Origin of the sequence: Streptomyces sp. NBC_00285 (genome assembly GCF_036174265.1) — a bacterium.
GTDB lineage: Bacteria > Actinomycetota > Actinomycetes > Streptomycetales > Streptomycetaceae > Streptomyces.
Map to the genome: position 1 here is coordinate 9,020,342 of NZ_CP108055.1, position 18,557 is coordinate 9,038,898.

Annotated in this window: 20 protein-coding genes and 1 tRNA gene; 14 read left to right on the forward strand and 7 right to left on the reverse strand. The window is 70.9% G+C overall.

All coding sequences use genetic code 11. The features are described from left to right. Positions 1 to 58: 58 nt before the first annotated feature. The 8 genes from OHT57_RS41340 to OHT57_RS41375 all read left to right on the forward strand — a co-directional run bounded on the left by OHT57_RS41340 (position 59) and on the right by OHT57_RS41375 (position 8,195). Positions 59 to 1,204, forward strand: coding sequence for a sensor histidine kinase (locus tag OHT57_RS41340; RefSeq protein WP_328752071.1), 1,146 nt, complete (start codon positions 59 to 61; stop codon positions 1,202 to 1,204). A 111-nt stretch (positions 1,205 to 1,315) separates the two neighbouring features. Further along, a complete protein-coding gene (locus OHT57_RS41345) occupies positions 1,316 to 1,948 on the forward strand; it encodes a helix-turn-helix domain-containing protein (protein ID WP_328752073.1) in 633 nt (210 codons plus the stop codon). Positions 1,949 to 2,000: 52 nt separating this feature from the next. After that, positions 2,001 to 3,326 carry a M24 family metallopeptidase gene (locus OHT57_RS41350; RefSeq protein WP_328752075.1) on the forward strand — a complete coding sequence of 442 codons (1,326 nt, stop codon included), beginning with the start codon at positions 2,001 to 2,003 and terminating at the stop codon, positions 3,324 to 3,326. Then, positions 3,326 to 4,303: a thiamine pyrophosphate-dependent dehydrogenase E1 component subunit alpha gene (locus OHT57_RS41355; RefSeq protein ID WP_328752077.1), complete on the forward strand. Its 978-nt coding sequence runs from the start codon at positions 3,326 to 3,328 to the stop codon at positions 4,301 to 4,303. The genes OHT57_RS41350 and OHT57_RS41355 overlap by 1 nt, the downstream gene beginning before the upstream one ends. Next, the gene (locus tag OHT57_RS41360; protein WP_328752079.1) at positions 4,291 to 5,271 is read left to right on the forward strand and encodes an alpha-ketoacid dehydrogenase subunit beta; all 981 of its coding nucleotides are present in this window, start codon (positions 4,291 to 4,293) and stop codon (positions 5,269 to 5,271) included. Before OHT57_RS41355 ends, OHT57_RS41360 begins: the two co-directional genes overlap by 13 nt. 22 nt (positions 5,272 to 5,293) lie before the next feature. Beyond that, a complete protein-coding gene (locus OHT57_RS41365; RefSeq protein WP_328752081.1) occupies positions 5,294 to 6,640 on the forward strand; it encodes an amidohydrolase family protein in 1,347 nt (448 codons plus the stop codon). Beyond that, positions 6,637 to 7,509 carry a cupin domain-containing protein gene (locus tag OHT57_RS41370; RefSeq protein ID WP_328752083.1) on the forward strand — a complete coding sequence of 291 codons (873 nt, stop codon included), beginning with the start codon at positions 6,637 to 6,639 and terminating at the stop codon, positions 7,507 to 7,509. The genes OHT57_RS41365 and OHT57_RS41370 overlap by 4 nt, the downstream gene beginning before the upstream one ends. Further along, a complete protein-coding gene (locus OHT57_RS41375; protein ID WP_328752084.1) occupies positions 7,506 to 8,195 on the forward strand; it encodes an SDR family NAD(P)-dependent oxidoreductase in 690 nt (229 codons plus the stop codon). Before OHT57_RS41370 ends, OHT57_RS41375 begins: the two co-directional genes overlap by 4 nt. Before the next feature lie 16 nt (positions 8,196 to 8,211). Here the strand turns inward: OHT57_RS41375 and OHT57_RS41380 are convergent, their stop codons facing one another. Next, entirely contained in the window at positions 8,212 to 9,006 is a 795-nt protein-coding gene (locus OHT57_RS41380) for an SAM-dependent methyltransferase (protein WP_328752085.1), read from the reverse strand. 42 nt (positions 9,007 to 9,048) lie between these two features. On the opposite strand from OHT57_RS41380, the gene OHT57_RS41385 reads away from it, so the two are divergent. Further along, positions 9,049 to 9,198 carry a hypothetical protein gene (locus OHT57_RS41385; RefSeq protein WP_328752086.1) on the forward strand — a complete coding sequence of 50 codons (150 nt, stop codon included), beginning with the start codon at positions 9,049 to 9,051 and terminating at the stop codon, positions 9,196 to 9,198. Here the strand turns inward: OHT57_RS41385 and OHT57_RS41390 are convergent. Genes OHT57_RS41390 through OHT57_RS41400 form a run of 3 tightly spaced genes read right to left on the reverse strand, consistent with a single transcriptional unit; the run spans position 9,188 to position 10,308 of the window. After that, positions 9,188 to 9,520, reverse strand: a complete 333-nt coding sequence (locus OHT57_RS41390) for a DUF3140 domain-containing protein (protein ID WP_328752087.1) — start codon at positions 9,518 to 9,520, stop codon at positions 9,188 to 9,190. The two genes, OHT57_RS41385 and OHT57_RS41390, sit on opposite strands and share 11 nt — an antisense overlap. A 36-nt stretch (positions 9,521 to 9,556) precedes the next feature. Beyond that, positions 9,557 to 10,033, reverse strand: a complete 477-nt coding sequence (locus OHT57_RS41395; protein WP_328752088.1) for a Dps family protein — start codon at positions 10,031 to 10,033, stop codon at positions 9,557 to 9,559. Continuing rightward, entirely contained in the window at positions 10,030 to 10,308 is a 279-nt protein-coding gene (locus tag OHT57_RS41400) for a WhiB family transcriptional regulator (protein ID WP_328752089.1), read from the reverse strand. Before OHT57_RS41400 ends, OHT57_RS41395 begins: the two co-directional genes overlap by 4 nt. A 279-nt stretch (positions 10,309 to 10,587) precedes the next feature. On the opposite strand from OHT57_RS41400, the gene OHT57_RS41405 reads away from it, so the two are divergent. Further along, positions 10,588 to 11,361 carry a sulfite exporter TauE/SafE family protein gene (locus tag OHT57_RS41405; RefSeq protein WP_328752090.1) on the forward strand — a complete coding sequence of 258 codons (774 nt, stop codon included), beginning with the start codon at positions 10,588 to 10,590 and terminating at the stop codon, positions 11,359 to 11,361. Between the two features lie 118 nt (positions 11,362 to 11,479). Then, a complete protein-coding gene (locus OHT57_RS41410; protein WP_328752091.1) occupies positions 11,480 to 12,226 on the forward strand; it encodes a cobalt-precorrin-6A reductase in 747 nt (248 codons plus the stop codon). 22 nt (positions 12,227 to 12,248) lie between these two features. Here the strand turns inward: OHT57_RS41410 and OHT57_RS41415 are convergent, their stop codons facing one another. The 3 genes from OHT57_RS41415 to OHT57_RS41425 form a co-directional block, all read right to left on the reverse strand. After that, positions 12,249 to 14,330: an MDR family MFS transporter gene (locus OHT57_RS41415; RefSeq protein ID WP_328752092.1), complete on the reverse strand. Its 2,082-nt coding sequence runs from the start codon at positions 14,328 to 14,330 to the stop codon at positions 12,249 to 12,251. Positions 14,331 to 14,387: 57 nt separating this feature from the next. Next, a complete protein-coding gene (gene cobF / locus OHT57_RS41420; RefSeq protein WP_328752093.1) occupies positions 14,388 to 15,161 on the reverse strand; it encodes a precorrin-6A synthase (deacetylating) in 774 nt (257 codons plus the stop codon). Positions 15,162 to 15,267: 106 nt separating this feature from the next. After that, complete coding sequence (locus OHT57_RS41425; RefSeq protein WP_328752094.1) at positions 15,268 to 15,783, reverse strand: DUF309 domain-containing protein; 516 nt, start codon at positions 15,781 to 15,783, stop codon at positions 15,268 to 15,270. A 98-nt stretch (positions 15,784 to 15,881) separates the two neighbouring features. On the opposite strand from OHT57_RS41425, the gene OHT57_RS41430 reads away from it, so the two are divergent. The 3 genes from OHT57_RS41430 (at position 15,882) to OHT57_RS41440 (ending at position 18,525) form a co-directional block, all read left to right on the forward strand. Beyond that, positions 15,882 to 15,955 (forward strand) — tRNA-Pro (locus OHT57_RS41430). A gap of 168 nt (positions 15,956 to 16,123) precedes the next feature. Then, complete coding sequence (locus tag OHT57_RS41435; protein WP_328752095.1) at positions 16,124 to 17,170, forward strand: glycosyl hydrolase 53 family protein; 1,047 nt, start codon at positions 16,124 to 16,126, stop codon at positions 17,168 to 17,170. A gap of 14 nt (positions 17,171 to 17,184) precedes the next feature. Then, positions 17,185 to 18,525: a right-handed parallel beta-helix repeat-containing protein gene (locus tag OHT57_RS41440; RefSeq protein WP_328752096.1), complete on the forward strand. Its 1,341-nt coding sequence runs from the start codon at positions 17,185 to 17,187 to the stop codon at positions 18,523 to 18,525. The last annotated feature ends 32 nt before the right edge of the window (positions 18,526 to 18,557 follow it).

Sequence of the window (18,557 nt, forward strand, 5' to 3'; positions counted from 1 at the left end):
CGGTGCCTCGACCGTTCGGCCGATCCCGGCGTCGTCGGTTGCGCATACCGTGATCGCCATGAAGTCCGTTTCCGCCCGTGGCTGCGTATGGGGCGCAGGTGTGGGCGCCCTCGTCGCGGCGGCGGTGGTCGACCTCCTCGCCTCCGGCGCCGAGAGCGGCGTCCACTGGCTGCAGGTGGCCGTGCTGCTGCTCGGCGGCTCCGCCGTACTGTGGCCCGCCCACCGGCGTCCGCCCTGGCTCACCCCGCAGGTGCGTACGGTCGCGCCCGCCGTGGCCTCCCTCCTGTGCACGGCCGACTCGGTGGTGCGTTCCGGCGCCGACTTCGGCCCGGGTGAGCCGGCGATCCTGCTGTGCCTGCTGTTCGTCGCCGTACGGCACTGTCCGCGCAAAGCGGTGGTGGTGTGCGCGTCGCTCGACGGGGGCGCCGTGCTGGCGCTTCCGGTACGGGCGTTCCCGCACCAGACCGACACCATGCTGGCGTACATGCTGGTCGGGCTCGTCCTGGTGGGGCTGACGGTGGCGTTCGCGGCGTATCTGCGCTCGCAGGACTACCGGCGGACCGTCGCCGTCAGCGAGACCCGGCGCTCGGAGCGGCTCGCCATCGCCGCCGACCTGCACGACTTCGTCGCCCACCATGTCACCGGCATCCTGGTGCAGACCCAGGTGGCCCGCATGATGGCGGACAACGACTCCGACGACCTCGACCCGGTCCTCGCCGGCATCGAGCGCGCCGCGACCGAGGCCCTCGCGTCGATGCGCCGCACGGTCGGTGTGCTGCGCGACACCGACGACGCGGCGGACCGCCGCCCCGTGGGCGACCTCGCGGGCATCGCCGGACTCATCGACGGCTTCGCGAGCCCCGTCCAGAAGGCGACCCTGCACCGCGGACCCGCCGTGCCCGACACCCTCCCGCACGAGGTCCAGGCGGCGGCCTTCCGCGTCGTGCAGGAGGCGCTGACGAACGTACGGCGGCACGCGGGCGACGCCACCCAGGTCACCGTCGGGCTGCGGTACGAGGAAGGCCGCCTGGCGGTGACCGTGTCCGACGACGGGCGCGGTGGCAGCCAGTTGCCCGCCGCGGCGCACGGGGGCGGGTTCGGGCTGGTCGGGCTCAGGGAGCGGGTGACGGCACTGGGCGGGAAACTCCACGCGGGACCACGGACCGGGCACGGGTGGGAGGTGCGGGCGATCTTCCCGGGGTGAGGCGGGCGGTGGCTGTGGGTGGGGCGGGTGGTGTTCTGAGTGGGGCGGGTGGTCTGTTCCGGGGTGGGCTTCGGGATGTTCAATGGAGCTGCACACGAGAGGAGCCCACCCGTGTCCCCTGCCCCCGCGCCGTCCGTCGGCGCGCGCATCCGGCAGGCGCGTCTGGAGCGCGGCCTGGGCCTGCGCGCCCTGGCCCGCGAGATCGGCGTCTCCGCGAGCCTGGTCTCCCAGATCGAGACCGGCAAGAGCCAGCCGTCGGTGAGCACGCTGTACGCCATCACCACGGCTCTCGGGATCTCCGTCGAATCCCTGTTCGAGGTGCGGGAGACCGCCGTGGCGTTGAGTCCGGCCACCGTCGTGCCCGCCCTCGCGGCCTTCGCCGCCGACCCCGGCCGGCGTATCGGCCCCCTGGTCACCCCGGGTGAGCGGGAGGTGCTGGAACTGGACTCCGGCGTGGTGTGGGAGCGGCTCGGGCACGTCCCCGGCACGGACGTCGGCTTCCTCCTCGTCACCTACCGGCCCGGCGGCTCCTCCTCCGGCTCGGGCGGCCTGATGCGGCACGCCGGCACGGAGTACGGCTGTCTGACCTCCGGCGAACTCGTCCTGACCCTCGGTTTCGACGAGCAGGTCCTGCACCCCGGTGACGCCGTCTGCTTCGAGTCCACGACCCCCCACCGCTACCGCAACGACGGCGACGAGCCGGCCGTGGGCGTCTGGTTCGTGACCGGCCAAACTGTTCAGTGACACTTGACACCCCCCGCGGACGGTCGTTCACTCGAAGGTGGGGGTGGTCGCCATGGCGATCCGCACTTACGGCCCCAACGCCGTCGACTGGGAAGAACGCGTCGACCTGGACCGGCTGCGCCGGCAGCGCCTGGCCCGGCTCCACGACTCGCTGAACCGCTCCGAGCTGGGCGCCGTGCTCAGCTTCGACTTCGCCAACATCCGCTACATGACCGCCACGCACATCGGCACCTGGGCGATGGACAAGCTGATCCGCTTCGCCCTGCTGGTCCGCGGCGGTGAACCGGTCGTCTGGGACTTCGGCTCGGCCGCCCGCCACCACCAGCTCTACAACCCCTGGCTCGACCACAGCGACGGCAAGGGCGGCCCGCCCACCGGAGCCCGCGCCGGCATCTCCACCCTGCGCGGCGCCTTCCACCCGGACGCGGGGATCGCCGAGGACGTCGCCGCGAAGGTCGCCTCGGAACTGCGCGCCCACGGCCTCGCCGGTGAACCGCTCGGCATCGACGTCGCCGAGATGCCCGTCCTGGCCGCCCTGCGGGCCGAGGGCATCGACGTAGTCGACGGTCAGCAGGTCTTCCTGGAGGCCCGCCGCGTCAAGACCGGAGACGAGATCTCCCTGCTCGCCCAGGCCTGCGCGATGGTCGACGCGGCCTACGAGGAGCTCTACGGCTACCTGCGCCCCGGCGTCCGCGAGAACGAGTGCGTGGGACTCGTCAGCAAGGTCCTCTACGACCTGGGCAGCGAGTACGTCGAAGGCGTCAACGCCATCTCGGGGGAACGCTGTTCACCCCACCCGCACGTCTACAGCGACCGCCTGATCCGCCCCGGCGACCCCGCCTTCTTCGACATCCTGCACAGCCACCTCGGCTACCGCACCTGCTACTACCGCACCTTCGCCGTCGGCAGCGCCTCGCGCGCCCAGCAGGACGCCTACGTGCGCTGCCGGGAGTACATGGACGAGGCGATCTCCCTGGTCCGGCCCGGCGCCACCACCGCCGACATCGTCCAGGTGTGGCCGCGCGCCGAGGAGTTCGGCTTCGCCGACGAGACAGCCGCCTTCGCCCTCCAGTACGGCCACGGGGTGGGCCTGTCGATCTGGGAGAAGCCCATCTTCAGCCGGCTGGTCTCCCTCGACCACCCCGAAGTCCTCGAAGCGGGCATGGTGTTCGCCCTGGAGACCTACTGGCCCGCCGCCGACGGCTGGTCCGCCGCCCGGATCGAGGAGGAACTGGTCGTCACCGCCGACGGCTGCGAGGTCATCACCAAGTTCCCCGCCGAGGAACTGCTGGTGGCGGGCCGCAAGTACTGGACGGTGGGCGGCGAGCTGAACACCCGCCGTGAGTCGCAGTCGCATCTCAACAACGGGAAGCACTGATGGAAGCGGCCGAACTCCTCACCCTGTACGAGCAGATGGCCCTCATCCGCCGCACGGAGAAGGCCGCCCACGACCTGTTCCTCCAGGGCCTCGTCAAGGGCACCACCCACCTCGCCGCCGGCCACGAGGCGATCGCCGTCGGAGCGAGCGCCGCCCTGCGCGACGACGACTACGTCTTCGCCACCTACCGCGGCCACCACCACGCGCTGGCCCGGGGCGCCACCCCGGAGGAATGCCTCGCCGAACTCATGAGCAGGGCAACGGGGTTGTGCCGGGCCAAGGGCGGCTCCATGCACCTCACCAAGGCCGATGCGAACATGCTCGGTTCCTACGCCATCGTCGGCGCCCACCTCCCGATGGCGGTCGGCGCCGCCTGGTCCGCCCGGCTGCGCGGCACCGGACAGCTCGCGGTCGCCTTCTTCGGCGACGGCGCCACCAACATCGGTGCCTTCCACGAGGCGCTCAACCTGGCCGCCGTATGGAAGCTGCCCGTGCTGTTCATCTGCGAGAACAACCTGTACATGGAGTACACGCCGATCGCCTCCGTGACCGCGGTGCCCCGGCCCGCCGCCGACCGGGCACCCGCGTACGGCATCCCCGGCGAGGTCGTCGACGGCAACGACGTCGTCGCCGTACGAGAGGTGGTGGCACGGCTGGCGCGGCGGGCCCGGGCCGGAGACGGGCCCGCTGTGCTGGAGGCCGAGACCTACCGTCACTTCGGGCACAGCCGGACCGATCCGGCGACGTACCGCCCGGCCGAGGAGGTCGAACGCTGGCTCAGGCACGACCCGTTGGACATCGCGCGGGGCCGGCTGACCGAGGCCGGAGTGCCGCAGGAGACGGTCGACGCGGCCGACGCGCGCGCCCAGGAGACCGTACGACAGGCCGTCGAGGCGGCGAAGGGCGCACCGCCGCCGGATCCGGGCGAGGCGTTCACCGACGTATGGGCCGACGGAGGTGCCGCATGGCGGACGTGATCACCTATCGCGAGGCGGTCGCCGAGGGCATCGCGCGGGAGATGCGCCGGGACACGGCCGTCGTGTGCCTGGGGGAGGACATCGGCGAGGCCGGCGGGGTGTTCAAGACGACCGCCGGGCTCTTCAAGGAGTTCGGACCCGAGCGGGTGTGGGACACCCCGATCTCCGAACAGGCCATCGTGGGTGCGGCGATGGGCGCCGCGATGACCGGGATGCGGCCCGTCGCGGAGATCATGTTCTCCGACTTCCTTGCCTGTTGCTGGGACTACCTCGCCAACGAGATACCCAAGGTGCGGTACATGACGGGCGGTCAGGTCACCGTGCCCCTCGTCGTTCGCACCGCCAACGGCGGCGGGCTCGGTTTCGGCGCCCAGCACTCCCAGGCCACCGAGAACTGGGCGCTGACCGTTCCCGGGCTGAAGATCGCGGCGCCTTCCACTCCCGCCGACGTGGTCGGGATGATGGCGGCGGCGATCCGCAGCGACGACCCGGTCGTCTTCTTCGAGCACAAGGGACTGCTGGCCACCAAGGGCGCGCCCCCGCCACCGGGCCACGTGGTCGAGCTGGGCCGGGCCGCCGTCGTCCGTGAGGGCGCCGACGTGACGCTGGTGGCGCTCGCGTCGATGGTGCCGGTCGCGCTGAAGGCGGCCGCACTGCTCGCCGTGGACGGCATCGACGTCGAGGTCGTCGACCTGCGCTGTCTCGTCCCCCTGGACATGGCCACCGTCCTCGCCTCACTCGGCCGGACGTCCCGGCTGGTCGTCGTCGAGGAGAACCCGTACCAGGGCGGCTGGGGCGCCACCGTCGTCTCCGTCGTCGCCGACGAGGGGTTCGGGCTGCTGGACGCGCCGGTGCGGCGGGTGGCGGGGGAGTGCGTGCCGCTGCCGTTCGCCGACGCGCTGGAGGAACAGGTCATTCCCACCGTCGACAAGGTCGTGGCGGCCGTCAGGAGCCTGGCCGCGTACTGAACACCCCTGAGGAGGAAGCGCGATGACCCATCGGACACTCCTTCGTGCCGGACATGTGCTCTCGATGGACCCCGCGGTCGGGGACCTGCCGAGGGGAGACGTCCTGATCGAGGACGGCAGGATCGCGGCGGTGGAGCGCGAGATCAGCGCGGACGCCGAAGTCCTCGACATGACCGGCCGGATCGTCATCCCCGGCTTCGTCGACACCCACCGCCACACCTGGGAGGCCTCGATCCGGAACGTGGCGCCCGACGCCACCCTCGACGACTACTTCGTCGACATCCTCGACACCTTCGCGCCCCTCTACACACCCGAGGACGTGTACGCCGCCAACCTCGCGGGCGCCCTGGAATGCCTCAACGCCGGCATCACCACGCTCGTCGACTGGTCCCACATCAACAACACCCCCGAGCACCCGGACGCGGCGATCCGGGCCCTCACGGAGAGCGGCATCCGCGCCCAGTACGCGTACGGCAGCGCCAACACCTCCCTCGCCGACTACTGGTTCGAGAGCAAGATCGCGATCCCGGGCGACGACGTACGCCGCATCCGCACCGAGCACTTCGCCTCCGACGACGGCCTGCTCACCCTGGCCCTGGCCACCCGCGGCCCCGGTTTCTGCGTCACCGACGTCGTCACCTCCGAATGGGCCCTGGCCCGCGAACTCGACATCCCGATCACCGTGCACGTGGCCATGGGACGGCTCGCCGGCCGCTTCGGCATGGTCAAGCAGCTCCACGACCTCGGCCTCCTCGGCCCCGACACCACCTACATCCACTGCTGCCATCTCAGCGAGGAGGAGTGGCGGCTGGTCGCCGACAGCGGCGGTACGGTCTCCATCGCGCCGCAGGTCGAGACGCAGATGGGGCACGGCTGGCCGCCGGTGATGAAGGCGATCGAGTACGGGCTGCGACCGTCGCTCAGCATCGACGTCGTCACCACCGTGCCCGGCGACATGTTCACCCAGATCCGCGCGGCCTTCGGCGCCGAGCGTGCCCGCGTCAACGCAGCCAGCTGGCAGGCCGATGTACCGGTCCCCGACACGATGTTGACGGCACGTCAGATGCTGGAGATCGCCACCCGCAACGGCGCGCATGTGGCGGGCCTGGAGGGCCGCACCGGCTCGCTAACCCCGGGCAGGCGTGCCGACGTCGTCGCGATCGACGCGACCGCCCTGAACGTGGCCCCGGTTCACGACGCCGCCGCGGCGGTGGCACTGAGCGCCGACGTCTCCAACGTGGAGACCGTCATCGTCGACGGGGTCGTCCGCAAGCGCGACGGAAAGCTCACGGCCGACACGGCACGCGCCGTGCGGCTCGTCGAGGAGTCCCGCGACCGGCTGCTGGCCGCCAAGGAGGCCCGGGCGTGACACGGCACCTGGTGCGCCGGGCCACCGACGCCCCACAGCCGTCGTACGACGAACACGGCTACCGGCGACGGGAGTTGGTCGGCGAGGGCGACGGCAGCTCGCACACCGGTTTCGGGGTGTGCGAGCTGCGCCCCGACGGGACGGTCGCGGCCCATGTGCACTCGTACGAGGAGAGCTTCCACGTCCTCGACGGGACCGTGATCCTCGATGCGCCCGAAGGGTCGTATCTGCTGGAGGACGGTGACTACGGGCTCCTTCCGACCGGAGTCCCGCACGCCTGGCGCGGTGCCGGGGACGGCGTCGCCCGCTGGGCGGACATGCTGGCGCCGGTACCGAGAGCCCGGTATGGGTACGACACCACGTCCGTCCCCCCGTGGCCCGTGCGCCCGCCCGTCCGCATCGACGTCCGCGACCCGCGCACCCGGTCCTTCGGTCACTTCGAACCCGCCCAGATGGATCCCGGGAAGCAGTCCCAGGACCTGCTCGCGGTCTCGGCGAGCATGCGCACGGCGCTCCTCGTGTACAGCGGAATCACCGTGAAGATGATGGTCGACGGCGATCTGGGCGCGGTCGCCTCGACGATGTTCATGGTGCAGTACGCGCCCGACGGCGTCGCGGGCACCCACGATCATCCCTTCGAGGAGACCTATCTGTTCCTCGAAGGTGAGGCGGACGCGGTCTTCGACGGTTCGCGACACCGGCTCGGCCCGGGCGACTGCGCGTGGGCGGGCGCCGGTTGCGTGCACGGCTTCGCCAACGCCGGTGACGGGCCGCTGCGTTGGCTGGAAACACAGGCACCGCAACCGCCGGTGCGGCACTCCTACCGGTTCACCAGGGACTGGGAGTACCTGAGGGAGGCGTCCCGATGAGCAGTGTCGTGGTGGTCGGCGGAACCTCGGGCATCGGGCGGGAGTTCGCCCGGGTGCGCGCGGCGCGGGGCGACGAGGTGGTGATCACCGGACGGGACGCCCACCGCACGGACACCGTGGCCAAGGAGATCGGCGCCCGGGGGCTCGCCCTCGATCTCGCCCGGCCCAGGGGGATCGCCGACGCGCTGAGCGACGTGGGACGCGTCGACCACCTCGTGCTCGCGGGTGTCTCCCGTGACGAGAACCGGGTGAGCGACTACGACATCGACGCGGCCGTCCACCTCGTCACGCTCAAACTCGTCGGCTACACCGAGGTCGTGCACACACTGCGGTCCCGGCTGCACGACGACAGCGCCATCGTGCTGTTCGGCGGCCAGGCCAAGGAGCGCCCCTATCCCGGGGCGACGACCGTGGCGACCGTCAACGCCGGAGTGAGGGGGCTGACGCACACCCTCGCCGTCGAACTCGCTCCCGTCCGGGTCAACGCGATCCATCCCGGTGTGGTGGGGGACAGCCCCTACTGGCGGGCCAAACCGGAGGAGGTACTGGCGGGACCGCGGGCCAGGACACCGACGGGACGGCTCGCGAGCGTGGCGGACGTGGTGGACGCCGTGGACTTCCTGCTGCGCAACGGCTCCGTCAACGCGGTGGAGTTGAGCGTGGACGGCGGATGGCTGCTGGGGTGAGGGGTGGCTCGCGGGCTCAGCGCTTGATGCCGACCGCCCCGTACAGCGACACGAGGTCGCCGTCCTCCCGCTCGTCCGGACGCCACCGCGACAGGGACACGATCCCGGGCTCCAGCACCTCAAGTCCCTTGAAGAGACGGCTCACTTCGTCGTGCGAGCGGGCCACCAGGGTCACCCCGCTCGCCGTGTACGCCGCGATGCCCGCGTTCACCTTCTCCGGATCGAAGTCCGCCGTCATCGCCGACAGCACCAGACAGCTGCCCGGGGCGAGCGCACCGACCAGCTTGTCCACCAGCTCCTGGGCGCCGTCCTCGTCGGAGATGAAGTGCAGCAGGGCGACCAGCGACAGCGCGACGGGCTGCTCGAAGTCGAGGACGGCCGAGGCTCCTTGGAGGATCCGCTCCGGTTCGCGGGCGTCGGCCTGCAGGTAGTGCGTCGCCCCCTCCGGCGTGCCGTGCAGCAGGGCCGCCGCGTGGGCGAGGACGATCGGGTCGTTGTCGACGTACACCACCCGCGCGTCCGGTACGGCGGACTGGGCGATCTGGTGGAGGTTGGGCTCGGTGGGGATGCCGGAGCCGATGTCGAGGAACTGGCGGATTCCCGCCTCCCGCACGGCGACCCGCGTGGCCCGCTCCATGAAGCGGCGGTTGGCGCGCGCCTGCCGGGGAGCGTCCCCCTGGGCCGTGATCCGCCGTCCGAGTTCCTCGTCGACGGGGTAGTTGTCCTTCCCGCCGAGGAACCAGTCGTACACCCGTGCCGAATGCGGCCTGCTCGTGTCGATCCGCCGGCCGGCCGACTCGGTCCCGGTCACACACGGCTCCTCTGCTCGGGTTCGGCACTGTGTGCGAGCAGTGTGCCACGATCACCCGGCACGGAGGCCGTCTTCGGCCACCTCGCCGCTCAAGGCCGCACCGGCCCGGAAACGCCACAGCACCAGCAGCCGATACAGGGGCTGCTGGTGCTGTCCTCGACGGTGGCCGGCAACGACCGCTTCACGCCTTGAGCGGGTCGTGCCCCAGCGTCATCAACCGGCGCCGGCGGCGGGTCGACTCGGCCTCGGGTTCGTGTCCCACGTCGGCCTCCGCGGCGACGGTGTCCACCACCTCGTACATCACCTCGAGGTCGGTGTCCGTCAGGTCCGTCCGCCGCTTCTGGAGGATCGCCAGGACATGCTGTCCCGTCGGCTCACCCGCGTGCTCCGGCAGCGGCTGCGTGGACTCGTCCGCGTCGATCACCCGCAGCCAGGCGGCGAGTTCCTGCGAGGTCATGTTCACCGCACGGTGGAAGTCCTCCCACAGCGCGTCGAGTTCGAGGGCGTCGGTCATCGGGGCCCCTTCCGTCCGTACGTCCGCCGCGCGCTCTCAGTCCTTGGGCCAGTTCTCCGCGTCGAACATCCAGCGCTGCTTCTCCAGTTCCGCCGTGATGCCGATCAGCAGGTCCTGGGAGACCGGGTCGGCCTTCTCGGTCGACTCGATGCGCTCGCGCAGTCGTCCGACGGCCGCCGTCAGGCACTCGACCATGACCTCGACGACCTCGGTGTCCCGCACCCAGCCGTCCTTCGGGCTGGGAAGCGTGAAGGCGGACGCGATCGTCTCGGGCCGGCCGTCGGGCGGCAGGCCGAGCGCGGCGGCGCGCTCCGCGACCGTGTCGGAGAAGTCGCGGGCGGCCGTGACCACCTCGTCGAGCTGGAGATGGATGGAACGGAAACGCGGCCCCACCAGGTTCCAGTGGGCCTGCTTCCCGATGAGGGAGAGCCCGACGAGATCCACCAGGGTGCTCTGCAACGCGTCCCCGGTGACCTGACGGTCATCGTCGGGAAGTGTGCTCTTGACAGTCATACGGTGCTTCTCCTTCCGGCGTCGGCCGTGGACGTCCGGGTGCGGTCCTCGGACGTCCGGAGCAGTGCGTCGCGTTCCTTCTCGCAGGTCCCTCCCCACACACCCGCGGCCTGTCGGCTGCTGAGGGCGTAGGACAGACACTGGACCGACACCGGGCAGCGGGCGCAGACGCGTTTCGCGGCCGCCGCGTCCCGCAGTGCCGGTCCCTGAGTGCCCACGGGAAAGAACAGCTCGGGGTCCTCTCCCACGCAGGCAGCTCGACGCAACCACTCCATGCAGGCGCGGGTGCCCCGGGCGAACCCCCGCAAACGGCGTCGTCTCAGCGTGTGGGCACACCGTCGATGAGGTCCGTCACATCCGCGAGGACGGCCACCCTGTTCGTCTCCTCGAACACGTCGGGCCGGCCGGTGCCTCCGGCTGCGCACGGGGCCGGGATCGGCGAGGCTCGTCGCAGCCCTCCGGCTGCCTTTCCCGCCCTCGGCCCGATCGACAGGACCACAAGGCGAGACGACACTTACACCGCCCCGCTGCCTGCACCTACCATCGGTCTCCGCATGAACACGATGATCCTCTGGCACATCTCCGGCTGGCAGTTCGCCGCCCTCGCCGCCGCGGCCGTGCTCGTCGGCTTCTCCAAGACGGCCGTGAGCGGGGCCAACACGGTCAGCCTCGCGATCTTCGCCGCCGTGCTGCCCGCCCGCGCCTCCACCGGCGCGCTGCTGCCGATCCTGATCGCCGGGGACGTGCTCGCGGTGCTCACCTACCGACGGCACGCCCACTGGCCCACGCTGTGGAAACTGTTCCCCGCGGTCGCCGTCGGTGTGGTCGCCGGAACGCTGTTCCTCACGTGGGCGGACGACGGGATCGTACGGACGTCGATCGGTGCGATCCTGCTGCTGATGGCCGGGGTCACGATGTGGCGCCGCCGCACGGCCGACGCGGAGGAGGACCCCGACTCGGTCGGCACTCGGACCGGCCGCGTCAAGGCCCGCTCCTTCGGCGTCCTCGGCGGCTTCACCACGATGGTCGCCAACGCCGGCGGCCCGGTGATGTCGATGTATCTGCTGTCGGCGGGCTTCCGCAAACTCGGCTTCCTCGGCACCTCGGCGTTCTTCTTCCTGATCGTCAACGTCTCCAAGGTGCCCTTCAGTGTCGGCCTGGGCCTGATCGACGGCCACTCGCTGCTGCTCGACCTCGCCCTCGTGGCGTTCGTCGTGCCCGGCGCGTTCCTGGGCAAATGGGCTGTGAACCGGATCAACCAGCGACTCTTCGAGCAACTGGTGATCGCGGCAACGGTGGTGGGCGGCGTACAACTGCTGATCGGCTGACGCCGCGCAGGTGGCGTCGGAGCAGGTGACTGCGGGTGCTCAGGGACCTGGCCACGCTCCCTGCCGAACCGGCCACCCAGCGTGCCGCCCCCGCCCCCGGCCTCGTACGCTACCCGCCATGTCCCCGCACGTCCTGATCCTCGGCGGCACCACCGAGGCCCGCGAACTGGCCGCACAGCTCGCGGCCCGCCCGGGTACGCGGGTCACGACCTCCCTCGCGGGGCGTGTGACCCGGCCGGGGGCGATCGCGGGGGAGGTACGGATCGGGGGCTTCGGCGGGGCGCAGGGGCTGGCCGAGTGGCTGCGCCACGAACACGTCGACGCCCTGGTCGACGCCACGCACCCCTTCGCCCGCACGATCACCGCCCATGCCGCGCAGGCGGCGGAGGCGACCGGCCTGCCCTCGGTGGTGCTGCGCCGCCCGGGCTGGCGGCCCGGACCGAAGGACCGCTGGCATCCGGTCGGCTCCCTCGACGAGGCCGCGCGGGCACTGCCGGGCCTCGGCCGGCGGGTGTTCCTCACCACGGGCCGCATGGAGCTCGCCGCCTTCGCCCACCTCACCGGCCTGCACTTCCTCGTACGGTCGGTGGAGCCGCCCGAGCCGCCGATGCCCCCGCACACTGAAGTGCTCCTGGCCCGCGGCCCGTTCACGGTGGCCGACGAGTCGAGGCTCCTGCGGGAGCACTGCATCGACGTCCTGGTGACCAAGGACAGCGGGGGAGCGGCGACGTCCGCCAAACTCACGGCCGCCCGTGAACTGGCCCTGCCCGTGGTGGTCGTACGCCGACCACCCCTCCCGGACGGGACGACAGCCGTGCCCGACGTGGCAGCGGCAGTGCAGTGGCTGGGCGACAGCGTGTCGTGACGCAGCCCCCCCGTGCGAGGCGTCATGACGTCGTGCTGCCGGTCAACTCCTTCGACCGCTGCGGCAGTCCGCTGTTGAGGTCCTCCACCAGGAGCCGCTTGGCGATCGTGTCCACGGCGGCCCGCAGGTCCGTGCCCGACGGCCGGCCGAGGTCCCGCTGAACGCGTTCCGCCAGCCAGGAGCCCCACGCCTCACCGATGACCCGGGCCTCGCGCGCCCCTGCCCCGGTGTGCGAGAGCAGGTTGCCGTCGCGGGTCAGATAGCCCTCCTCGACCATCCGGTCGAAGACCGGCAGCAGCACCTCGGGAGGCAGTTGGCGGCGCGCGGCGATCATGCCGAGACTGGCATGGCCGACCATCCGCGTGTGCAGTTCCACCTGCATCACGGCCCAGGCCCCGGCGACATCGAGCCGCGTGTCCGAGTCCGTCATGATCCGGTGCACGGTACTGCGGTCCGCACCGCCGAGGATCTTCGCCACGGTGGTCTCCAGCACCCGCTGCGAGTCCGCGCCGGACGGCGACGCGAACCCCTCGCCCAGGTCGGTCGAACCGGCCCGCGCGCTGTCGCGCAACTGGACCTGCTTGAGGAACAGGGCGACGACGAAGCCCAGGCCGGCCACCGGCACGGTCCACAGGAAGACGGTCTGGATCGTGTCGGCGTACGCGTCGATGATCGGCGCGGCGACCGCCGACGGGAGCCCGTGCAGGCCGTCCGGGCTGGTCGCCGCTCTGGTGAGGGTGGCCAGGTCCGCGCCGCCGCCCGCCTGCGCCGCGGAGGCGATGCCGTCCTTGAGATGGGAGGTCAGGGAGTTGGTGTAGATCGTGCCGAAGACCGCGGTGCCGAAGGAACTGCCCAGCGTACGGAAGAAGGTGACGCCCGACGTCGCGGTGCCGAGGTCGGCGTACTCGACCGTGTTCTGCACGGCGATCGTCAGGACCTGCATGCACAGCCCGATCCCGGCGCCGAGCACGAACATGTACAGCGACTCCAGCCAGGCCCCGGTGGACGGCCCCATCAGGGACATCAGGAACAGCCCGAACCCCATCACCAGGGAGCCCGCGATCGGGAAGAGCCGGTAGTGCCCGGTCTTGCTGACCACGTTGCCGCTCACGACGGACGCGATGAGCAGGCCGACCACCATGGGCAGGGTCCGCACGCCCGAGACCGTCGCCGAGTCACCGTCGACGTACTGCAGATAGGTGGGCAGATACGTCATCGCGCCCAGCATCGCGAAGCCCACGATGAAGCTGAGGATCGAGCAGACCGTGAACACCGGGTTCGCGAACAGCCGCATCGGCAGCATCGGTTCGGCCGCCCGGGTCTCCACCCAGCAGAACAGCCCCAGCGCGACCGTGCCGCCGACGAACAGGCCGACGATGACGCCGGAACCCCACGCGTACTCGTTGCCTCCCCAACTCGTCGCCAGGATCAGGGAGCTGGCACCCAGCGCGACGAACGCGATGCCCAGATAGTCGATGACGGGCCGCACGGCCGACTTCACCACAGGGATGGTGCGCGCGGCAGCGAAGACCACGACGACCGCGATCGGGACGTTGACGTAGAACGCCCAGCGCCAGGTCAGATGGTCGGTGAACAGTCCGCCCAGCAACGGCCCGATGACCGTGGCCACCCCGAACACGGCACCGATGGCGCCCTGGTACTTGCCGCGCTCACGCAGCGGGATGACGTCGGCGATCAGTGCCATCGCCGTCACCATCAGACCGCCCGCACCGACGCCCTGCATCGCCCGCCAGGCGATCAGCAGCGACATGTTGGACGCGAGCCCGCACAGGAACGAACCCGTGATGAACACGATCGCCGAGACCTGGAAGACCACCTTGCGGCCGAACAGGTCACCGAACTTGCCGACCAGCACGGTCGCGACGGTCTCGGCGAGGAGGTACGAGGTCACGACCCACGACATGTGCTCGGCGCCGCCGAGATCCGACACGATCGTCGGGAGCGCGGTGCCCACGATGGTCTGGTCGAGGGCGGCGAGCAGCATCCCCAGCATGATCGTCACGAAGACGACGTTGCGACGCCGGGCGTCCAGCACGGGCGGTTGGGAGGCGGCGGGCGGTGCGGTTTCCGCGGCGACTGTCACAAGGGCACGATCACACCGCTGGGCCATCCGTGCATGCCGGGCGGTCCAGCCGGGTGGCTACCCCCGTCGCGGGTTACGGCGCAGCAGATACGTGTCCATGATCCAGCCCTTGCGCTCCCGGGCCTCGGCCCGCAGCCGCTCGATCCGGGGCGCGGCCTCGGCGATCGGTCCGGAGGCCAGGATCTCGTCCGGCGTGCCGATGTAGGCACCCCAGTAGATGTCGATGTCCTCATCGGCGTACGCCCGGAAGGCCTGGTGGGCGTCGAGCATCACCACCACGTCGTCCACGCCCTCGGGGAAGCCCTCGGCGAGACGCCGGCCGGTGGTGATCTGGACGGGCCGGGCGACCCGGTTCAGACCGGTGCGGTGCCGGGCGACGAGCGCCGACACACTGCTGATCCCCGGCACGACGTCGTACGCGAAGGACACCGAGCCCCGCTCCAGGATCTCCTCCAGAACGCCCAGCGTGCTGTCGTACAGCGCAGGGTCCCCCCACACCAGGAACGCGCCGCTCTCCTCCTCGCCCAGCTCCTCCGTGATCAGCCGCTCGTAGATGTCGGCGCGGGCGCTGCGCCAGTCCCCGACGGCGGGGGAGTACGCGGTGCCGTCCGCACCGCGGTCCCGCTCCGGGTCGCGGGCCTCGACCACGCGGTACGACCCCTCGGGCAGGTGCGCGTCGAGCATGTCCCGGCGCAACCGCGTCAGGTCGCTCTTCACCTCGCCCTTGTCCAGGACGAAGAACACGTCCGTGCTTCGCAGCACCCGGACCGCCTGGAGGGTCAGCTGCTCGGGGTCGCCCGCGCCGATACCGATGACATGAATCTTTCGCACACCCCGAGTCTGCCGCACACCACTGACAGCGCGTGCACCGCGTCCTTCGGCGCCGTTCGCGAGGCTGGGGCGTGCCCCTTCAGCGAGGTGCCCGCGCCCACCGGCACTATCCCCGCAGCCGCGGTGCCCATGCCGTCGCGTCGATGCCCGCGGCGGTGTCCTCCACGGATTGCGCGAGCCGCAGGGCCCAGTCGGTCAGCCCGGTGAGGTCCATCCCATGAGGCCGCGCCTGCCCGGTCTGCGAAATCCACTCCTCCAGAGCCCCGGCGCCCCGCCGCAGCAGCCGCGCACCGCCCGTGACGTTCCCGCGTCCCGCGTGGGTCAGCCCCACGGCGAGCTGGGCCAGGCCCCGCCACAGACCGCGCTCCCCGTCCGGGCCCGACTTCCAGGCGTCCTCGAAGACCTCGTGCGCATGGAACGGACGCCCGGCGTCGAGCAGCTCCTGGGCCTCGGCCACGGTCTCCCGCGGGCCGCGCACCACGCCCTCCGGCTGCCGGGCGACGCCGTCGGCGCCGTAGGGCAGGGGCCGCCCGAGCCCGTCACGGGGCCGGGCGTTGCGCGCCCGCCCCTCACTGTCCCGGTCCCGCCCGTCCGCCTGCCGTCCTGACGATGTACTGGCCATACGTCGATTGTCGCGCGCCCGGTGCCCACGTTCGTCCGGCCCCCGACGTGGGGTAAAGTTCCGTACGCGTGTCCCCGGTACATCCCGGGGCAGCGCACCGGGACGTGGCGCAGCTTGGTAGCGCACTTGACTGGGGGTCAAGGGGTCGCAGGTTCAAATCCTGTCGTCCCGACGGTGCGAAGGGTCTTCGCAGGCGAGAGCCTGCGGGGGCCCTTTTCGTGTGCCCGGTGCCCTCGCGGTCGTCCTCCGCCCGATGTCTCGGGCCAGGCGGCAACCTCGCCGGAGCCGACGGCGACCTATGGGCGAACCTTCGGATGACGGACGACCTGAGGATCCCCCCATGACCGACACCGAAAAAACCGAACCCTCCGGATTGGGGCGGCGCAGCGTGCTGCTCGGCGCGGCGGCCGGCGCGGGCGCGCTCGCCCTGGGCGCCGGCCCCCTGGCGACCCCGGCGCAGGCCGCCTCCTTCGTCAGGGGCGCCGACGTCAGCTGGCTGCCGCAGATGGAGGCACAGGGCTACTACTGGAACAACAGCGCCGGAGTGCGGCAGGATCCGTTCACCGTCCTCAAGGGGTACGGCATCACCGCGATCAGCCTGCGGACCTGGGTCAACCCCTCCAGCGACCCGGCCAACGGGCACTGCTCCATCGAGGAGACCGCCCAGCTGGCGAAACGGGCCAAGGACGCCGGAATGCAGGTCCTCGTCGGCTTCCACTTCGGCGACACCTGGAACTCCGTCGGCGTGCAGAACCCGCCCGCGGCGTGGGCGAACATGACCTACAGCCAGATGCTCGACGCCATGTACGACTACGTGTACCACTCGTGCAACGTTATCAAGTACTACGGCGTGACACCGGCCTGGGTGAAGATCGGCAACGAGAGCAACTCCGGTATCTGCAGGCCGGTCGGCAGTGTCAGCCGCCCCGCTCAGATGACGGGCCTGCTGAACGCCGCGTACGACATGTCCAAGCAGGCATTCCCCAGCACCCCGGTGCTGGTGCACCTGGCGCAGCCGCAGAACCTCACCGGCATCCAGACCTTCCTCAACGCCTACCGGGACAACGGCGGACGGTGGGACATCACCGGCCTGTCCTCCTACGCGCAGGGCGGCAACGTGCCGGGCGTGCTGGCCAACATGCGGACCATCCAGTCGAGTTACGGCAAGCCCGTCATGCAGGTCGAGTACGGCGGCCCGGTGGGCAAGCCCGCCCAGGTGCGTGACTCGCTGCGGGCGTTCATCACCGGGCTGCAGGGCTTCGGCGGCCTCGGCACCTTCTTCTGGGAGCCCGAGGGCTACCCCTCCTTCAACAACTACAACAGCTCGGCCTGGGACGAGAGCACGCGGCGGCCCACGGCGGCCATGGACGGATTCCTCGGCGCATGAACACGGAGGCAACGATGAGCTCTGCCCAGCGTGCCGGGCGGGCCCTGCTGATCACGGCGGTCGCCCTGAGCCCCTTCACGATCCCGGCCGGTTCGGCGGCCGTGAGCGACGCGGCGGCCGCGACCGCCTACTACGTCGCCCCGGGCGGCAGCGACAGCGCCGCAGGAACACAGTCCGCTCCCTGGGCGACGATCGCCCACGCGCAGGCCGCCGTCCAGCCCGGCGACACCGTGTACCTGCGGGGCGGCACCTACCGCTACACCAAGGCGAACAGCACCTGCACGAGCCAGACGGCCAGGGTGGACGCCATCACCCTGAACAGGAGCGGCAGTTCGGGCAGCCCGATCCGCTACTGGGCCTACCCCGGAGAGAAACCGGTCTTCGACTTCTCGGGGATGACGGACGACTGCCGGATCAAGGGCTTCGACGTCACCGGCAGCTGGATCCACCTCAAGGGCCTGGAGGTCACCGGGGTACGGCAGAACAACAACCTCAACCACGAGTCCTGGGGCATCTGGATCTCGGGCAGCAACAACACCTTCGAGCAGATCGACACCCACCACCACATGGGCCCCGGCCTGTTCATCCAGAGCGGCGGCAACAACCTCGTCCTCAACTCCGACTCGCACGACAACTACGACACCAACTCCTCGAACGGGGCAGGGGAGAACGCCGACGGATTCGGTGCGCACATCCCGGCCGGCAATCCCGGCAACGTGTTCCGGGGCTGCCGCGCGTGGTGGAACGCCGACGACGGCTTCGACCTCATCAGCGCCTACTCGTCCGTGACCATCGAGAACTCCTGGGCGTGGCGCAACGGGTACAAACCGGAAACGACCACGGCGGCCGGCAACGGAACCGGCTTCAAAGCGGGTGGCTACGGGGGCGTCTACGACGCCGGCGCCGTCAAGCACACCGTCCGCACGTCGGTGGCCTTCCTCAACAGGGCGTCGGGCTTCTACGCCAACCACCATCCGGTCGCCAACGACTATTTCAACAACACGGGTTACGGCAATCACCCCGACTTCAACATGCTGGGGATCGACTCGGCCGGCGCCGCTGTCGGCCGGGGCAACCTGCGCAACAACCTCGCCTACACCGGCACGCTGACGTCGAACATGACCGGCACGAGCGCCGCGAACAACTCCTGGAACCTGGGAGTCGCTCTGTCCGACGCGCAGTTCCAGAGCGTGTCGACGTCCGGCTGGGACGCGGCCCGCCAGGCCGACGGCAGCCTGCCCGTGCTGCCCGCCCTGCGCCCCGCGGTGAACGGCACCCTGATCGACAAGGGCATCGGTGTCGGCCTGCCGTACCGGGGACAGGCGCCCGATCTCGGCGCCTTCGAGGTCTCATGATCCGAGGTCCGATGACGTGAGTGCCTGCCGTG

Coding starts and splice junctions, on each gene's coding strand:
- OHT57_RS41340 (WP_328752071.1), top strand. CDS start 59: ATGAAGTCCGTTTCCGCCCGTGGCTGCGTATGGGGCGCAGGTGTGGGC.
- OHT57_RS41350 (WP_328752075.1), top strand. CDS start 2,001: ATGGCGATCCGCACTTACGGCCCCAACGCCGTCGACTGGGAAGAACGC.
- OHT57_RS41355 (WP_328752077.1), top strand. CDS start 3,326: ATGGAAGCGGCCGAACTCCTCACCCTGTACGAGCAGATGGCCCTCATC.
- OHT57_RS41360 (WP_328752079.1), top strand. CDS start 4,291: ATGGCGGACGTGATCACCTATCGCGAGGCGGTCGCCGAGGGCATCGCG.
- OHT57_RS41365 (WP_328752081.1), top strand. CDS start 5,294: ATGACCCATCGGACACTCCTTCGTGCCGGACATGTGCTCTCGATGGAC.
- OHT57_RS41375 (WP_328752084.1), top strand. CDS start 7,506: ATGAGCAGTGTCGTGGTGGTCGGCGGAACCTCGGGCATCGGGCGGGAG.
- OHT57_RS41390 (WP_328752087.1), bottom strand. CDS start 9,520: ATGACCGACGCCCTCGAACTCGACGCGCTGTGGGAGGACTTCCACCGT.
- OHT57_RS41395 (WP_328752088.1), bottom strand. CDS start 10,033: ATGACTGTCAAGAGCACACTTCCCGACGATGACCGTCAGGTCACCGGG.
- OHT57_RS41400 (WP_328752089.1), bottom strand. CDS start 10,308: ATGGAGTGGTTGCGTCGAGCTGCCTGCGTGGGAGAGGACCCCGAGCTG.
- OHT57_RS41405 (WP_328752090.1), top strand. CDS start 10,588: ATGAACACGATGATCCTCTGGCACATCTCCGGCTGGCAGTTCGCCGCC.
- OHT57_RS41410 (WP_328752091.1), top strand. CDS start 11,480: ATGTCCCCGCACGTCCTGATCCTCGGCGGCACCACCGAGGCCCGCGAA.
- OHT57_RS41425 (WP_328752094.1), bottom strand. CDS start 15,783: ATGGCCAGTACATCGTCAGGACGGCAGGCGGACGGGCGGGACCGGGAC.
- OHT57_RS41435 (WP_328752095.1), top strand. CDS start 16,124: ATGACCGACACCGAAAAAACCGAACCCTCCGGATTGGGGCGGCGCAGC.
- OHT57_RS41440 (WP_328752096.1), top strand. CDS start 17,185: ATGAGCTCTGCCCAGCGTGCCGGGCGGGCCCTGCTGATCACGGCGGTC.